A 15,533-nucleotide genomic window follows, 5' to 3' on the forward strand; every position below is an offset into this window, starting at 1 on the left:
CCCCCGACCGAGAGGTTCCATGCCCGCTGCAACCGTCCGCCGCGCGACCCCTGGCGAGATCGCCGACTGGGATGCGCTCATCGAGGCGAACCCCGACGGCGGGCACATGGTGCAGTCGAGCGCGTTCGCCGCGACGAAGCGCTTCGACGGGCTCGAGCCCGTGCACCTCGTGATCGACGCCCCGCTGCCCGCCGCCACCGCGACCGGGGAGACCACCGAGCGCATCCACGCCCTCGCGCTCGAGGGCAAGGTGTCGCTCGGCCGCTACTGGTACCTGCCGATGGGGCCGACGGCGACCGACATGGCGCCCGTCGTCGAGGCGCTCCGCGCGTTCGCGAAGGCCGAGCCGGGGCTGCTCGTCGTCAAGATCGAGCCGCACCTCGAGCGGAGCGCCGAGCGCATCAACGAGCTCGTCGCGCTCGGCCTCGAGCAGAGCCGCGACATGCAGGTCATGACCCACACCGTCGTGCTCGACCTCTCGCAGGGCGAGGAGGCGCTCTTCGCGTCGTTCTCGCAGATGATCCGCCGGCAGGTGCGCGGCGCGCTCAAGAAGGGCTACCGCGTCGAGCGGCCGGAGCCGACGCAGGAGACCTTCGACCGCATGCACGCGATGATGCTGACGGTCGCGGGCGGCAAGGGCATGGCGGGCATGCGCGAGCGCGCCTACTACGACCGCTTCTGGAGCGAGTTCGCCAAGGCCGGCACCGGCCGCTTCTACTTCGGCTACGACGACGACTCCGGCGAGCCGCAAGCCGGCATCTTCGTCACGACCGCGGGTCGCACGGCCGTCTACAAGGACGGCGGCTCGCGCCCCGACCGCAAGATCAACGGCGGCTCGGCGCTGCTGCTGTGGACGGCGATGCAGGACGCGATCGCCGATGGCAAGCTCGCCTTCGACCTCGCCGGCACGCCGCCGCCCGAGCGCGCCGACGACCCGACGCATCCATTCCACGGCCTCGCGCAGTTCAAGCTGCGCTTCGGGCCGATCACGAGCTTCCTGCCGTCGTTCGACCTCGTGCTGCATCCCGTGCGCCACCGGTTGTGGGAGGACGTCGTGCGGCGCGTCGAGTGGCGCATCAAGAAGGGCCCGGACACGCTGCGATGACCGACATGCGACTGCGACGGGCGACCGAGGCCGAGCTGCGCGACTGGGACGAGCTCGTGCTGTCGAACCCCGACGGCGGCCAGTTCACCCAGACGCTCGCGTTCGCCGAGCTCAAGCGCTGGGACGGCTTCGAGACCCACCACCTCGTCTTCGACGCCGAGCAGCCGGTCTACGCGCTCGCGCTCGAGCGCGACGCGTGGATCGGCCGCTTCTGGTACTTCCCGTGCGCGCCGTTCCACCCCGACATGGCGGCCGTCGTGCGCGCCGTGCGCGCCTTCGTCGAGCGCGAGCACCCGCGCCTCATCTCGGTCAAGCTCGAGCCGAGGCTCCCGCGCGACGCGACGACGCTCTCGATGCTCGCGGATGCCGGGCTCGCGCAAGCGGAGGACGTCCAGCTCCACACGCACACCGTGATCATCGACCTCGAGCGCACCGAGGAGGAGATCCTCGCCTCGTTCTCGAAGACGGCGCGCAAGCTCATCCGCCGCGCGGAGCGCGACGGCTTCACGGTCGAGCGCGTCGAGGGCGACGAGGCGCTCTTCGACCTCGCGTGGCAGCGGATGCAGACGATCCGCGGCGGGCAGGGCCTCGAGGGCATGCGCGGCGAGGACTACTACAAGACCATCTGGCGCGCGTTCACGAAGCGCGGGCAAGCGGACTGGTGGCTCGGCCGCGACGGCGGCGACGGGCCGCAGACGGTGACCTTCACGATCCCGTTCGGCCGCATCGCGATCGACAAGGACGAGGGCTCGCGGCCCGATCGCCGCATCGAGGGCGGCGCGCACTACGGCCGCTGGATGCGCGCGCGGCACTACCGCGAGCGGGGCTTCGCCGGGCTCGACATGATGGGCGCACCGCCGACGTGGGCGAAGGACGACCCGGACCACTGGATGGCCGGGCTCAGCCGCTTCAAGCAGCAGTTCGGCGAGGTCGTCGACTTCGCGCCGAGCCACGACCTCGTGCTGCGGCCCGGCGCGCAGCGGCTGTGGCGGAAGGCCGTGCGCCCCGTCGAGTGGCGCGTGAAGAAGCGGTACACGGGTGTCTGGTGACGGCACGTCTAGTGGCGGCACGTCTGGTGATGGAGGAGTGATGCAGGGCTCGGGCTTCGCGCTGCGCGACGCGACCGCGGCGGAGATCGCGGACTGGGACGCGCTCGTCCTCACGAACCCGGACGGCGGGCAGTGGACCCAGTCGAGCGCCTACGCGACGCTCAAGCGCACCGAGCGGCTGCACCCGCGGCACCTCGTGCTCGAGGGGCCCGAGACGGTCTACGCGCTCGCGCTCGAGCACCGCTCGCTCGCCGGCAGGTTCTGGTACTTCGCGACGGGGCCCGGCGCCTCCTTCGAGCACTTCGGCGCGATCGCCGACGCCATCCGCGCAGCACGCGACGGCGCGGCGAAGGGCGTCTACGCCGTCAAGGTCGAGCCGTTCGAGGTCGACACCCCCGAGCGCCGCCGAGCGCTCGCGGCCGCCGGCTACCGCGCGGCGAACCCCGTGCAGCAGAACACCTACACGGTGCTCGTCGACCTCACGCGGCCGGTCGACGAGATCTTCGCCGGCTTCAAGAAGAGCCTCCGCAACCACATCCGCTACGCCGAGCGCAACGGCTACCGGGTCGAGAAGGTCGAGCCGGGCGAGGAGACGTACCGCACGATGTACGCGCTCATGCAGACCGTCTCGGGCGGCAAGGGCGTCGAGGGCATGAAGCCCTTCGAGTACTACTGCACCCTGTGGGGCGCCGCCGTCGCGCAGGGGAGCGGCCACTTCTGGTTCGGGTACGACGGCGCGCACGACGGGCCCCAGGCATCCGCCTTCATGATCCGCTTCGGTCGCTACGCCCTCGCGAAGGACGGCGGCTCGGTGCCCGACCGCGCGATCCGCGGCGGCGCGCACCTCATCCGCTGGAGAGCGATGCAGTGGTTCAAGGAGCAGGGCGCGGAGGTCTACGACGCCTACGCGACCCCGCCGTCGTGGCAGGCGGACGACACCTCGCACCGCCTGCACGGACCGGGCGTCTTCAAGCGCGTCTTCGGACCGATCGTCGACCACCTGCCGACGCACGACCTCGTGCTCGACGCGCGCCGCTACCGCCTCTTCCTGCGCCTGCTGCTGCCGATCGAGCGCCGGGTGCGGCGCCGCCCGTGGGGCATCTGGTAGCGCGAGCGGCTCGGCTCAGCTGACCGCGCGACCGCAGATCTCGTCGAGGGTCGTGCCGAGCAGCTCGGCCGAGCGGCGGTACTTCCGCAGCATCTTCTCGCGCGTCGCGGCGTCGGGCATCGCGTCGAGCCGCCACTGCTGCGCGTTGTCGCGGAGGTCGGCGCGCTTGACCTCGAGCGCGAGCTCGTCGTCCTGGATGCGCGCCATCCACTCGCGCATCGGCTCGTCGTCGCGCCGCGTCATCGCGTCGATCGCGCGCATGATGTGGGGCGGGAACCGCTCCCCGACGAGCTCCTGCACGGTGATCGACCCCCACTCGAGCACGTCGTGGAGGATCGCGACCGTGCGCGCCTCGTCGCCCTCGACGTCGAGCATCACGCGCATCGCGTGGGCGACGTAGGGCTCGCCCTGACGGTCGGTGCGACCGTCGTAGGCGCGCGCGGCGACCGAGATCGCGTGCAGCAGGTCACCGTCCACCATGCCTCCGAGGGTATCCGGCGGCTATCCTGATCGCATGTCACGCGTCGCCGACCCCGCAGAGCTCGCTCGCCTGCTGCGAGGCACGTGGGCGATCCGCGCGACGACCTTCCCGTACTGGACGCACGCGCAGCGCAAGAACCCGCGGGTGACGTTCGAGCTCGTGCAGAGCTCGCCGCTGCAGCTGCGCGAGGTCTACGAGTACCACCGGCCCGACAAGGGCGACCGCGAGGTGATCGCCGAGGCGCTCTGGGCCGGCCGGCACTTCTCGTGGCGCATGCTCGGCCGCTCCCGGCTGCTCTCGAGCGCCTACGTCGTCTCCGACACGCCCGCGACGCCCGACATCGTCGCGATCCACTACGGCAAGTCGTCGCTGCTCGGGCAGAGCGCGGTCTCGATCCTCGCGCGCGCCCACCTCGACCCTGACGCGGTGCGCCGCGCGGTCGCAATCGACACGCACTCGTTCGAGCTCACCGCCGAGGAGTTCTGGCGCCTCCAGTGGCTGACGCCCTACGCGCCCTCGGCGCCCGCCTCGAGCGACTCCCGCGCCTGACGCACGTCCTCGAGCAGCGCGCCGATCAGCACCCAGTGGCGCGGGTGCGGCCGGGGCACGGCGATGGGTGCGGTGAAGCCCGGCCCCTCGATCGCGGGCAGGGTCGTCGTGCGCCCGTCCTCGAGCGCCTGCCGGTCGACGAGCACGCGCACCTCGCGGGCGATGCGGCGCGACTCGCCCGCGATGCGGCGCACGCTCGCGTCGTCGACGAGGGATGCGTCGAAGCGGTCGACGATCGTGCGCGACATCCCGATCGCGCGGTTGACGAGCACCGTGAGGGTCAGCAGCAGCCGCTCGTCGCGCTCGATGCGGTCGCTGAGCCGCCTCGCCCGGGGGTTCAGGCGCGTCGACTCCTCGAGCGCGTCCATGGCCGCGCGCGTGCGCTTGATGCCGGCGCGCAGCTCGCGCGCCTCGGCGAGCAGCGCCTCGCCGCGATCGGCGTCAGCCGCGGTGAGGGCGCCGGCGATCCGCTCGAAGGCGTCCGCGACGCTGTGGGCGAGCTCCCGCATGGAGCGCTCCGCCGGCTCGTGGTGCACGGGCGCGACGACGACGAGGTTGATGACGAGCGCGACGACGGCGCCGATGATCGTCTCGACGACGCGCTCGAAGCCGAAGAGCGGCCCGGTGCCGGCGCCGAGCGCGAGCAGCACCATGGCGCTGATCGGCAGCTGGTTCGCGGCCATCGGCGCGAGCCGCAGGAGGCGCGCGAGCACGACCCCGATGAGCGTGACCGAGAGCACGACGAGGCCCGTGGTCGGGAGCACGAGCGTCGCGAGCCACGCGAGCAGCACGCCGCCGATGACGCCGACCGAGCGCCCGATGCCCTTGCCGAGCGACTGGTTGACGCTCGGCGCGACGACGAGCAGCGCGGCGATCGCGGCGAAGATCGGCAGCTCCATGTCGAGCAGCAGCCGGCTGGCAGCCCAGGCGATGATGATCGCGACGGCGACCTTGAGCACCTGCAGCCACGAGTCCTGCTCGCCGGTCGTGAACCGCTCGAGCCACCGCATGGCTCCACGATACGCATCTCTCGGCGCACGCCAGGCCGTCGGGGTGTTGGATGGGGCTCATGCTCGACAACCCCGCCGGAGTGCTCTCGAGGCTCGTCGCCGAGAGCGGCAGGGAGCTCGTCGACTTCCAGCAGAAGGACGTCGAGCCGGTCAGCGAGGGCTTCGTCGTCGGCTACGCGTGCGGCGTCCGCACGCGCGAGGATGCGATCGAGCGGCTGACGATCTACGTCAACACCTCGCCGAGCGCGCCCGTCGACGAGCACACCGTCGAGCTGCTCGACGCCGCGGGCCGCCGGCTCACCGCGTGGGTCTACCCGCAGGATCCCTCGCTGCCCTCGCTGCCCGCCGTCTCGTATCCCGAGGCCGCGGGCGTCGTGCTCGCGAAGTTCGGCATCGCGGCCGAGGGCGCGACGCTGCGGATGGAGGCCTACCGGCCCGGCAAGCGCGCGGTGCTGCAGGTCGCGACCGCGACCGAGCGCTGGTTCGCGAAGGTCGTGCACCCTTCGCTCGCCGCGACGATCCACGACCTGCACGAGCGCTTCCGCGCCGCGGGCGTGCCCGTGCCCCGATCGATCGGCTTCTCCGACGCCGGGCTCGTGCTGCTCGGCGAGCTGCCCGGGGTGCCGGCGATCGACGTGTTCGAGCGCATCGATCGCGCCCGCTTCGCCCGCGGCCTCGACGAGCTCACGCAGCACATCGCGCGGGTGCCGGTGACGGTCGGCGCGCGCGAGTCGCTCGCGCGGCGCGTCGACTGGTACGCCGAGCGCATGGAGGAGACGGCGCCGGTGTTCGCGCGCCAGACCTCCCGGCTCGCCGCGATCGTCGCCGAGCGCTACGCCGCCACGAGCGTCCCCCGTCCCGTCACGATCCACGGCGACCTGCACCTCGGTCAGATCTTCGTGGCCGAGGACGACCCGTCGCGCATCACGGGCATCCTCGACATCGACACGGCGGGCCTCGGCGACCCCGCGGACGACCGCGGCGCGCTCTTCGGGCACGTCGTCGTGTCGTCGGTCGAGCGGGAGTCCGGCACGCCCGCGGTGGCCGCGCTCGCCGCCTTCGCCGACGAGCTGCAGGCGGGCTGGCACGGCGACGAGCGCGTGACGGCGATCGCCGCGACGCACCTGCTCGGGCACGCGCTCGCCAACGCGGGGCGCGGCGACGACCGCGGCGCGGCCGCGGCGCAGCGGCTGCTCGAGCGCGCCGCGTCCGTGCTCGGCGCGGCGCCCGCCTCCCTCTAGCCGCCGAGCAGCGCGCGCACGCGAGGCACGACCTCGGTGCCGAGCAGCTCGATCGAGCGGAGGTTGTCCTCGTGCGAGGTGCCGGAGTCGTACTTGAGGTCGAAGCGCTCGACGCCGAGCGTCTCGACCGCCCAGACGATCTTCTGCGCGACCGTCTCGGGGCTCCCGACGAAGATCGCCCCGTGCTCGGCCGCGCTCGCGTCGAACTCGCGCTCGGTGGCATCGCCCCAGCCGCGCTCGCGCCCGATGCGATTGCGGTAGACCATCCACTGGGGCATGAGGATGCGCTTGGCCTCCGCGTCCGTCTCGGCGATGAGTCCGGGGGAGTGCATGCCGACGCGACCGCCCGAGTGCCCGAACTGCTCCATCGCCCGGCGGTACAGCCCCGAGAACGGCGCGAACTGCGCGGGGCTGCCGCCGATGATCGCGAGCATCAAGTCGAAGCCGTGGCGCGCGGTGCGGATGACCGAGTCGGGGGTGCCGCCGACCCCGACCCAGACGGGCATGCGCCCGCCGTGCTCCGCCGCGTGCGAGCGCGGGTGCACGCGCTGGTCGGTGAGGGAGGAGCGCAGCCGGCCTGACCACGTGACGGGCTCCTCCTTCACGAGCTCCGCGAGCAGCTCGAGCCGCTCGTCGAAGAGCGCCTCGTAGTCCTCGAGCCGGTACCCGAACAGCGGGAACGACTCCACGAACGAGCCCCGGCCGACGATCATCTCGGCGCGGCCGCTCGAGATGCCGTCGAGGGTCGAGAACTGCTCGAACACGCGCACGGGATCGTTGGAGGAGAGCACCGTGACCGCGGTGCCGAGGCGGATGCGCTCGGTCACGCTCGAGAGCGCGCCCAGCACGATCTCGGGCGCGCTCGCCGCGAAGTCGGCGCGGTGGTGCTCGCCGACGCCGAAGAACGACAGGCCCGCGCGATCGGCGGCGATGCCCTCCGCGACGACGTCGCGGAGGACGCGGGAATGGGGGAGCGGCACACCGCCCTCCTCCGGGACGGCGGCGAACGTGTGGACTCCGAACTCGAGGGGCATGCCCTGGACAACGACGGAGGGCCCGGGAATCATCCCGGGCCCTCCGTCGTGATCGCGTCGACCTAGTGGTCGTCGTGCTGCTTCGCGACCTCGAGCTCGCGCGGCGTCACGGGGCTCACGCGGTCCTCGAAGAACCAGCGCGTGAGCGCTGCCCGGAGGTGCGTTGCCGGCGTGATCTTGCCCTTCGCGTTCGGGCGCACCATGACCGGCGCGTACGACTCGTAGGCCTTGAGCTTCCACGCCTCGTACTCGTCGAGGGGCTGGTGCACCTCGATGAACTCGCCACCGGGGCGGCGCACGATGCGGCCGCTTTCGTAGCCGTGCAGCAGGATCTCGCGATCCTTCTTCTGCAGGCCGAGCGCGATGCGCTTCGTGAGCCAGTACACGATGACCGTGCCGACGATGAGCATCGCCTGCAGCGCGTAGGTGACGTGGAACACGTTGAGGCGGAAGTGCGTCGCGATGAGGTCCGACGAGGCCGCCGCCCACATGATCGCGTAGAACCAGACGCCGGCGGCGCCGATCGCCGTGCGCGTCGGGTTGTTGCGGGGACGCTCGGCGATGTGGTGCTCGCGCTGGTCGCCCGTGATCCACTGCTCGATGAACGGGTAGATCATCACGATCACGATGAACAGGCCCAGCACCGCGATCGGTATCAGGATGTTCCACGACAGCGTCCAGCCGAAGATCTCGCTCTCCCAGCCCGGCATGAGGCGCAGCGCGCCGTCGGCGAAGCCGATGTACCAGTCGGGCTGCGTGCCGGCCGAGACGGGCGATGGGTCGTAGGGCCCGTACTCCCACAGCGGCAGGATCGTGAAGGTCGAGGCGATCACGACGAGCACGCCGAACACGATGAAGAAGAACGAGCCGGCCTTCGCCGCGAACAGCGGCATGATCGGCGCGCCCACGACGTTGTCGTTCGTCTTGCCGGGGCCGGCGAACTGCGTGTGCTTGTTGATGACCATCAGCACGAGGTGGATGCCGATGAAGGCGATCACGAGCGCCGGCAGCAGCATGATGTGCAGCACGAAGAGCCGCGGCACGATGTCGTCACCCGGGAACACGCCGCCGAAGAGCAGGTACGAGATCCAGGTGCCGACGATCGGGATGCCCTTGACCATGCCGTTGATGATCGCGAGGCCGTTGCCCGAGAGCAGGTCGTCGGGGAGCGAGTAGCCGGTGAAGCCCTCGGCGAGCGCGAGGATGAAGAGGATGAAGCCGACGACCCAGTTGATCTCGCGCGGCTTGCGGAACGCACCCGTGAAGAACACGCGCAGCATGTGCAGGCCGATCGCGGCGATGAACAGCAGCGCCGCCCAGTGGTGCAGCTGCCGCATGAGCAGGCCGCCGCGCACGTCGAACGACAGGTCGAGCGCCGAGGCGTAGGCCGCCGACATCGCGACGCCCTTGAGCGGCACGTAGGAGCCGTCGTAGTGCACCTCGGTCATCGAGGGCTCGAAGAAGAACGTCAGGAACGTGCCGGAGAGCAGGATCGCGACGAACGAGTACAGGATGACCTCGCCGAGCATGAACGACCAGTGGTCGGGGAAGACCTTCCGGCCGAGGGTCGCCACGAGGGTCGAGATGCTGGTGCGCTCGTCGAGGTAGTTCGACGCCTTCGCGGTGAGGCTGGGGCGCGTGGCGGTCGCGGTCATGCGCGGGTCTCCGTCTCAGCGGCCGACACCGGCACGTGGTCCGGGTCGATGTGGTTCAGGCGCTCCCAGAACGACGGGCCGATGGGCTCGGTGAAGTCGCGCTGGGCGATGAGGTAGCCCTCGGCGTCGACGGTGATCGGCAGCTGGGGCAGCGGCCGCTTCGCGGGACCGAAGACGACCTTCGCGTGCTCGGTGACGTCGAACGTCGACTGGTGGCACGGGCAGAGGAGGTGGTGGGTCTGCTGCTCGTACAGCGCGACGGGGCAGCCGACGTGCGTGCAGATCTTGGAGTAGGCGACGATGCCGTCGTACGACCAGCCCTCGCGACCGGGCGCCTCCTTGAGGCGGTCGACCGGGAGGCGGACGAGCAGCACGGCGGCGAGCGCCTTCTTGTCGAGGTAGCCCTCGTTGTGGCTGATGTCCTTGAGCGACTCCGGGATGACGTGGAACGCCGAGCCGATCGTGACGTCGTCCGCCCGGATCGGGGTGCCGGTCGGGTCGAGCGCGAGGCGCTCGCCCTCGGTCCACATCGTGTGCGCGATCGCCTCGACGGCGTCCTGCGCGGGGGCGAGGTCGCGGAACAGCACGATCGCCGGGAGCGGCATGAGCGCGACGGCACCGATGAGCGTGTTGCGGATGAGCGTGCGGCGCGAGAAGCCCGACTCCTGGTCGCCGAGCTGGAAGATCTCGACGGCGCGGGCCCGGCTCTTCTCGGAGCCGCGCGACAGGTGGCGCTCCTCGACGACCTCGTGGCTGCTCATGAGCTGGCGCGCCCAGTGCATGCCGCCGATGCCGACGGCGAGCAGCGCGAGCGCGATCGCGAGGCCGAGGAACAGGTTGTTCGTGCGGACGCTCGCCATGTTGCCCGGCTCGATCGGCAGGGCGACGTACGCGACGATCGCGAGCACCGAGCCGAGCATCGAGATCAGGAACCAGGTGACGACCTGCCGCTCGGCGCGGCGCTCCTTCTCGGGGTGGAGGTCGGTCTGGCGCGGCCGGTGCGGCGGCAGGCCCGGGTTCTTGAACCCGTCCGACTGCTCGATCGCTGCGCCACGGTCGTAGGCGACGACGCTCTGCTCGCTAGGAGCCGACTGGTCTTCAGCCGACATGCTGTTCCTCTCGTTGTCGTTCGCCATGGATCAGTTGGGCCTCGAGGTGAGCCACACGGAGACGGCCACGAGGCCGCCGAGGCCGAAGATCCAGATGAAGAGGCCCTCCGACACCGGTCCGAGGCTGCCGAGGTCGAACCCGCCGACCGACGGGTTCTCGTCGAGGTAGTTCAGGTACGCGATGATCTCGCGCTTCTGCTCGGGGCTGATGTTCGCGTCGTTGAAGACGGGCATGTTCTGCGGGCCCGTGAGCATCGCCTCATAGACGTGCACGGGGTCGATGTCGCGCAGGTGCGGGGCCCACTTGCCCTCGGTCAGCGCGCCGCCGGCGCCCGCGACGTTGTGGCACATCGCGCAGTTGATGCGGAAGAGCTCGCCGCCGCGGGCGATGCCCTCGTCGTCGACCTGGCTGACGTCGAGCCACTCAGCGTCGGGCACGTCGGGTCCGGGCGCGAGCGCGGCGATGTACTCGCCCATCGCGTCGGACTGCTCCTGCGTGAACTGCGGGTCGCGCTGCTCGGCCTGCGGGCCCTGGAAGGCCATCGGCATGCGGCCGGTCATGACCTGGAAGTCGACGGATGCGGCGCCCACGCCGATGAGGCTCGGCCCGGCCTCGGTGCCCTCGGCCTCGAGCCCGTGGCACGAGGCGCAGTTCGCGCGGAAGAGCAGCTCGCCGTCCTCGGCGGTCAGCTGCTGCGCGTGCGGGGCGACGGCGGGCTCGGCGTTCGCGACCGTGCTCACCGCGACCGAGGCGCCGCCGGCGACGACGAGCCCGATCATGAGCAGGGCGGCGCTGGCGAGGGGGTGCCGGCGTCCGGTCTTCTTGCGTGCTGTCAACGTTCTCACCAAACCGTTACTTGAGCCAGTAGATGACGAGGTACAGGCCGATCCAGACCACGTCGACGAAGTGCCAGTAGTAGGAGATGACGTGCGCGCTCGTCGCCTCCTTGTGTCCGAAGCGCTTGACCGCGTAGGCGCGGCCGATCACGAAGAGGAAGGCGAAGAGCCCGCCGGTGACGTGCAGGCCGTGGAAGCCGGTCGTCAGGTAGAACGCCGAGGCGTACGAGTTCGACTGGATCGCGACGCCGTGGTGCACGAGCTCCACGTACTCGAACACCTGGAGCATGATGAAGATCGCGCCCATGGCGTAGGTCAGGTAGAACCACTCGACCATGCCCCACTTCGAGAACTGCAGCGCTCGACCGGTGCGGAAGACCTGGTGGTGCTCGGCGGCGTTCGCGCCCGCCTGGCACGTGAAGCTCGACAGCAGCAGGATCGTCGTGTTGATCGTGGCGAAGAGCACGTTGAGCTTCTCGGCCTCGGTCGCGAACAGGTCGCCCGACATGGATCGGAGCGTGAAGTAGATCGCGAAGAGGCCGGCGAAGAACATGACTTCGCTGCCCAGCCAGACGATGGTGCCGACCGCCACGGTGTTCGGCCGGCGGATCATCGGCGCGGAGGGCGACGAGGAGAGCGCAGTAGTGGACACGAAGCCCATCCTAGTGACAGTTCTACGGGCCGTAGTGACCCGACGAGCCAGTCGAGCGCAAAAAGATAGGCTCGAGCCATGGATCGCCTCTTGACCTGGCCATGCGTGCTCGAGACCCTGCTCGAGGGCGACGACCTGGCGATCCGGCAGGCCGAGTGGGCGATGGCCGAGGTGGTCGCCGGGCGCGCCTCCGAGGCGCAGATCGCGGGCTTCCTCATCGCCCTGCGGGCGAAGGGGGTCGTCGCGGAGGAGCTCGTGGGCTTCCGCGACGCGATCCTCGAGGCCGCGGTGCCGCTCCCGGGCGACACGCGGGTCGTCGACATCGTCGGCACGGGCGGCGACCGCCAGCACACCGTCAACATCTCGACGACCGCGAGCATCGTCGTCGCCGCCTCGGGCGTGCCGGTGCTCAAGCATGGCAACCGCGCCGTCTCCTCCTCCTCGGGCGCGTCCGACGTGCTCGAGGCGCTCGGGCTCGTGCCGTCCGATGACGACCCGGCGGCAGTGCGGCGCATCCTCGAGCGCGCCGGGATCTCGTTCGCGTGGGCGACGCGCTTCCACCCCGGGTTCCGGCACGCGGGACCGGTGCGCGCCGCGCTCGGGGTGCCGACCGTCTTCAACTACCTCGGCCCGCTCGTCAACCCGGCGCGGCCGGAGGTCTCGCTCGTGGGCGTCGCCGACAAGCACATCATCGAGCAGTTCGTCGGCGTGTTCGCGACCCGCGGCGCGACCGCGCTCGTCGTGCGCGGCGAGGACGGCCTCGACGAGCTCACGACGACCGGCCACTCCGAGCTCTGGGAGGTCGCGCGCGGCGACGTCGTCGAGCACGACATCGACCCGCGCGAGCTCGGCATCCGCCGCGCGTCGCTCGACGACCTGCGCGGCGGCTCCGCGGAGCACAACGCCGACGTGCTGCGCCGCACGCTCGCGGGGGAGCCGGGGCCGGTGCGCGACATCGTGCTGCTCAACGCGGCTGCCGCGCTCGTCGCGTGGCGGCTCGACGGCGATCCGCGGCAGAAGGACCGCCCGCTCGTCGAGCGCATGCGGGAGGAGCTCGAGGTCGCCGGCACCGCGATCGACTCCGGGGCCGCGACGCGCACGCTCGATGCGTGGCGCGCCGCCGCTGCGGCATGATGCCGAGGTGAGCAGCCGGACCATCGAGCGCGCCGACCGCCAGTCGACGTGGTCGCGCGCCGAGGTGTGGCACTCGTGGCCGCTCGCGTGGGCCGACCGCACCTCGCGATCGCTGCTGCTCGTCGCGCTCGCCGTCGCCGGGCTGCTGTCGTGCTACGGCCTCACGCTGCTGCTGCACCGACCGCCCGACCTCGCCCCGTCGCTCACCCTGCGCGGCATCGGCGCGCTCCTGCTCGTGCTCGCGGCGATCGTCGCGCCGGCCTCGCGGAGCTACCGCTTCGGCGCCTTCTACTGCATCGTGCTCTTCGCGTGCGCGCAAGCGGCCGTGCTGCTGCTGCAGTCGACGCCGCTCATCGGCGCCTCGACCTACGGCGCGCTCGACGCGATCAACTTCGTCTCCTTCGGCACGCTCGTGGTCGCGTGGATGCTCGTGCGGATGCGGCACCCGCTCACGATCCTCGTCGTCGTGACGGGCTACGCGATGGCAGGCGCCGCCTTCTTCGCCCGCGCGCTCCCCGCCGTCCGCGCACGGCTGTTCGACAACCCGTGGCAGGAGGAGGGGACAGCGATCGACGAGCTGATCGGTCGCAGCGCCGCGCTGCTGCTCGTGCTGAGCCTCGTGCTGCTCGCGTGGTGGCTCGACGGGTGGATGCGGGCGCTCCTCCCGGTCGCGAACGTCGCCGAGCCGCACGGCTCGGGCCGCGCGCATCGCACGGGCGAGCGCCCGCGCGTGCGGGTCGCGGTCGTCGCGATGCTCTGCTGCCTCGACCTGCTCGCGCTCGCCGTCGCGATCTCCGCGAAGCAGCCGACCTCGCGCGGTCGGCTCTCGGAGGCGGATGACTGGTGGTGCTCGGTCGTGATCGCCGTCTCGACCGCGCGCACGGCGATGGTGGTCATCGCGATCGCGGCCGCCGTCATCTGGCTCTCCGATCCCGTGCAGCGCGCGGTCTGAGGGAACGCGGAAGGGGGCCGCTCGCGGCGGCCCCCTTCGCACCCTGAGGTGCAGCGATCACTCGACGTCCTCGTCGACCCAGTCGAGCGTCTTCTGCACCGCCTTCTTCCAGTTGCGGTACGTGCGGTCGCGCGCCTCCTGATCCATCTGCGGCTCCCAGCGGCGGTCCTCCTGCCAGTTCTGGCGCAGCTCGTCGAGCGAGCCCCAGAAGCCGACCGCGAGGCCCGCGGCGTAGGCCGCGCCGAGCGCGGTCGTCTCGGCGACGACGGGTCGCACGACCGGCACGCGCAGCAGGTCGGCCTGGAACTGCATGAGCGTGTCGTTCGCGATCATGCCGCCGTCGACCTTGAGCTCCGTGAGGTCGACGCCCGAGTCGGCGTTGACCGCGTCGACGACCTCTGCGGTCTGGAACGCCGTCGCCTCGAGCGCCGCTCGGGCGATGTGGCCCTTGTTGACGTAGCGCGTGAGCCCCACGAGCGCACCGCGCGCATCCGACCGCCAGTACGGCGCGAACAGGCCCGAGAACGCCGGCACGAAGTACGCGCCGCCGTTGTCGTCGACGCTCTTCGCGAGCTCCTCGACCGCGGGGGCGTTCGGGATGATCCCGAGGTTGTCGCGCAGCCACTGGATGAGCGAGCCCGTGACGGCGATCGAGCCCTCGAGCGCGTAGTGGGTCGGCTGGTCGCCGATCTTGTAGCCGACGGTCGTGATGAGCCCGTTCTTCGAGTGGACGATCTCCTCGCCCGTGTTGAAGATGAGGAAGTTGCCGGTGCCGTAGGTGTTCTTCGCCTCGCCGGTGTCGAACGCCGCCTGGCCGAACGTCGCCGCCTGCTGGTCGCCGAGGATGCCCGTGATGGGCGTCTCCCGCAGGAGCGACTCCGACGCCGCGACGCCGAACTCGCCCGACGACGGCCGGATCTCGGGGAGCATCGAGCGCGGCACGCCGAAGTCGGCGAGGATCTCGTCGTCCCACTCGAGCGACTCGAGGTCCATGAAGAGCGTGCGGGAGGCGTTCGTGACATCGGTCGCGTGCACGCCGCCGTTGACGCCGCCCGTGAGGTTCCACAGCACCCACGAGTCGGTCGTGCCGAAGAGCAGGTCGCCGGCCTCGGCGGCCTCGCGCGCGCCCTCGACGTTCTCGAGGATCCAGACGATCTTCGTCCCCGAGAAGTAGGTCGCGAGCGGCAGGCCGACCTTCTTCTTGTAGCGGTCGGTGTCGCCGTCGGCGAGCCGGTCGACGATCTTCTGCGTGCGGGTGTCCTGCCAGACGATCGCGTTGTAGACGGGCTCGCCGGTGGTCCTGTTCCACACCACGGAGGTCTCGCGCTGGTTGGTGATGCCGATCGCCTTGACGTTGTGGCGGGTGACGTTGGCCTTCGAGAGCGCCTGGCCGATCACCTCGCGCGTGTTGTTCCAGATCTCCATCGGGTCGTGCTCGACCCAGCCGGCGTGGGGGAAGATCTGCTCGTGCTCGAGCTGTCCGGTCGAGACGATGCTGCCGGCGTGGTCGAAGAGGATGGCTCGCGTCGAGGTCGTGCCCTGGTCGATCGCGATGACGTAGTCGGTCATCTGTGCTCCTTGGTTCGGTTGCGGATGCGGTGGGGGAGACGGCGGAGG

General features: G+C 71.0%; 15 protein-coding genes. 7 read left to right on the top strand and 8 right to left on the bottom strand.

Annotation, left to right across the window (positions count from 1 at the left end; genetic code table 11):
• Positions 1-19: 19 nt before the first annotated feature.
• From JQT67_RS00370 to JQT67_RS00380, 3 genes are read left to right on the top strand one after another with little or no spacing between them, the layout of a single operon-like run.
• Positions 20-1,105: a GNAT family N-acetyltransferase gene (locus tag JQT67_RS00370; protein WP_208063045.1), complete on the top strand. Its 1,086-nt coding sequence runs from the start codon at positions 20-22 to the stop codon at positions 1,103-1,105.
• On the top strand, positions 1,102-2,154 hold the full coding sequence (locus tag JQT67_RS00375; protein WP_208063046.1) for a peptidoglycan bridge formation glycyltransferase FemA/FemB family protein: 1,053 nt from the start codon (positions 1,102-1,104) through the stop codon (positions 2,152-2,154). The genes JQT67_RS00370 and JQT67_RS00375 overlap by 4 nt, the downstream gene beginning before the upstream one ends.
• A 40-nt stretch (positions 2,155-2,194) precedes the next feature.
• Complete coding sequence (locus tag JQT67_RS00380; RefSeq protein WP_208063047.1) at positions 2,195-3,262, top strand: GNAT family N-acetyltransferase; 1,068 nt, start codon at positions 2,195-2,197, stop codon at positions 3,260-3,262.
• Between the two features lie 15 nt (positions 3,263-3,277).
• Here the strand turns inward: JQT67_RS00380 and JQT67_RS00385 are convergent, their stop codons facing one another.
• Entirely contained in the window at positions 3,278-3,742 is a 465-nt protein-coding gene (locus tag JQT67_RS00385) for an HD domain-containing protein (protein WP_208063048.1), read from the bottom strand.
• Positions 3,743-3,776: 34 nt separating this feature from the next.
• On the opposite strand from JQT67_RS00385, the gene JQT67_RS00390 reads away from it, so the two are divergent.
• Complete coding sequence (locus tag JQT67_RS00390) at positions 3,777-4,292, top strand: hypothetical protein (protein ID WP_021009362.1); 516 nt, start codon at positions 3,777-3,779, stop codon at positions 4,290-4,292.
• Here the strand turns inward: JQT67_RS00390 and JQT67_RS00395 are convergent.
• The gene (locus JQT67_RS00395) at positions 4,250-5,302 is read right to left on the bottom strand and encodes an aromatic acid exporter family protein (RefSeq protein WP_208063049.1); all 1,053 of its coding nucleotides are present in this window, start codon (positions 5,300-5,302) and stop codon (positions 4,250-4,252) included. The two genes, JQT67_RS00390 and JQT67_RS00395, sit on opposite strands and share 43 nt — an antisense overlap.
• Positions 5,303-5,361: 59 nt before the next feature.
• Between JQT67_RS00395 and JQT67_RS00400 the strand changes: the two genes are divergently transcribed.
• A complete protein-coding gene (locus JQT67_RS00400; RefSeq protein WP_021009364.1) occupies positions 5,362-6,543 on the top strand; it encodes a phosphotransferase family protein in 1,182 nt (393 codons plus the stop codon).
• On the opposite strand, the gene JQT67_RS00405 is transcribed toward JQT67_RS00400, so the two are convergent.
• From JQT67_RS00405 to JQT67_RS00425, 5 genes are all read right to left on the bottom strand, one after another.
• Complete coding sequence (locus JQT67_RS00405) at positions 6,540-7,577, bottom strand: LLM class flavin-dependent oxidoreductase (RefSeq protein ID WP_208063050.1); 1,038 nt, start codon at positions 7,575-7,577, stop codon at positions 6,540-6,542. The genes JQT67_RS00400 and JQT67_RS00405 overlap by 4 nt on opposite strands.
• A 62-nt stretch (positions 7,578-7,639) precedes the next feature.
• Positions 7,640-9,232, bottom strand: coding sequence for a ubiquinol-cytochrome c reductase cytochrome b subunit (locus JQT67_RS00410; RefSeq protein WP_208063051.1), 1,593 nt, complete (start codon positions 9,230-9,232; stop codon positions 7,640-7,642).
• Positions 9,229-10,341, bottom strand: a complete 1,113-nt coding sequence (locus tag JQT67_RS00415) for a ubiquinol-cytochrome c reductase iron-sulfur subunit (protein WP_243755484.1) — start codon at positions 10,339-10,341, stop codon at positions 9,229-9,231. The genes JQT67_RS00410 and JQT67_RS00415 overlap by 4 nt, the downstream gene beginning before the upstream one ends.
• A gap of 30 nt (positions 10,342-10,371) precedes the next feature.
• Positions 10,372-11,187, bottom strand: a complete 816-nt coding sequence (locus tag JQT67_RS00420; protein ID WP_307864128.1) for a c-type cytochrome — start codon at positions 11,185-11,187, stop codon at positions 10,372-10,374.
• Positions 11,188-11,194: 7 nt separating this feature from the next.
• A complete protein-coding gene (locus JQT67_RS00425; RefSeq protein ID WP_208063053.1) occupies positions 11,195-11,839 on the bottom strand; it encodes a heme-copper oxidase subunit III in 645 nt (214 codons plus the stop codon).
• A 69-nt stretch (positions 11,840-11,908) separates the two neighbouring features.
• Here JQT67_RS00425 and trpD point away from each other — a divergent pair, with 69 nt between their 5' ends.
• Both trpD and JQT67_RS00435 read left to right on the top strand, forming a co-directional pair.
• Entirely contained in the window at positions 11,909-12,964 is a 1,056-nt protein-coding gene (gene trpD / locus JQT67_RS00430) for an anthranilate phosphoribosyltransferase (RefSeq protein WP_208063054.1), read from the top strand.
• A 7-nt stretch (positions 12,965-12,971) separates the two neighbouring features.
• Complete coding sequence (locus JQT67_RS00435; protein WP_208063055.1) at positions 12,972-13,916, top strand: hypothetical protein; 945 nt, start codon at positions 12,972-12,974, stop codon at positions 13,914-13,916.
• Positions 13,917-13,973: 57 nt separating this feature from the next.
• On the opposite strand, the gene glpK is transcribed toward JQT67_RS00435, so the two are convergent.
• Positions 13,974-15,485, bottom strand: a complete 1,512-nt coding sequence (gene glpK / locus JQT67_RS00440; protein WP_208063056.1) for a glycerol kinase GlpK — start codon at positions 15,483-15,485, stop codon at positions 13,974-13,976.
• Positions 15,486-15,533: the final 48 nt, after the last annotated feature.

Source organism: Agrococcus sp. TF02-05, assembly GCF_017565345.1.
GTDB lineage: Bacteria > Actinomycetota > Actinomycetes > Actinomycetales > Microbacteriaceae > Agrococcus > Agrococcus pavilionensis.

What these genes read in the sequence shown, in the direction of transcription:
- JQT67_RS00400 (WP_021009364.1), top strand. Translation starts at nt 5,362, where the DNA reads ATGCTCGACAACCCCGCCGGAGTGCTCTCGAGGCTCGTCGCCGAGAGC.
- glpK (WP_208063056.1), bottom strand. Translation starts at nt 15,485, where the DNA reads ATGACCGACTACGTCATCGCGATCGACCAGGGCACGACCTCGACGCGA.
- JQT67_RS00395 (WP_208063049.1), bottom strand. Translation starts at nt 5,302, where the DNA reads ATGCGGTGGCTCGAGCGGTTCACGACCGGCGAGCAGGACTCGTGGCTG.
- JQT67_RS00415 (WP_243755484.1), bottom strand. Translation starts at nt 10,341, where the DNA reads ATGTCGGCTGAAGACCAGTCGGCTCCTAGCGAGCAGAGCGTCGTCGCC.
- JQT67_RS00370 (WP_208063045.1), top strand. Translation starts at nt 20, where the DNA reads ATGCCCGCTGCAACCGTCCGCCGCGCGACCCCTGGCGAGATCGCCGAC.
- JQT67_RS00385 (WP_208063048.1), bottom strand. Translation starts at nt 3,742, where the DNA reads ATGGTGGACGGTGACCTGCTGCACGCGATCTCGGTCGCCGCGCGCGCC.
- JQT67_RS00405 (WP_208063050.1), bottom strand. Translation starts at nt 7,577, where the DNA reads ATGCCCCTCGAGTTCGGAGTCCACACGTTCGCCGCCGTCCCGGAGGAG.
- JQT67_RS00380 (WP_208063047.1), top strand. Translation starts at nt 2,195, where the DNA reads ATGCAGGGCTCGGGCTTCGCGCTGCGCGACGCGACCGCGGCGGAGATC.
- JQT67_RS00425 (WP_208063053.1), bottom strand. Translation starts at nt 11,839, where the DNA reads ATGGGCTTCGTGTCCACTACTGCGCTCTCCTCGTCGCCCTCCGCGCCG.
- trpD (WP_208063054.1), top strand. Translation starts at nt 11,909, where the DNA reads ATGGATCGCCTCTTGACCTGGCCATGCGTGCTCGAGACCCTGCTCGAG.
- JQT67_RS00410 (WP_208063051.1), bottom strand. Translation starts at nt 9,232, where the DNA reads ATGACCGCGACCGCCACGCGCCCCAGCCTCACCGCGAAGGCGTCGAAC.
- JQT67_RS00390 (WP_021009362.1), top strand. Translation starts at nt 3,777, where the DNA reads ATGTCACGCGTCGCCGACCCCGCAGAGCTCGCTCGCCTGCTGCGAGGC.
- JQT67_RS00375 (WP_208063046.1), top strand. Translation starts at nt 1,102, where the DNA reads ATGACCGACATGCGACTGCGACGGGCGACCGAGGCCGAGCTGCGCGAC.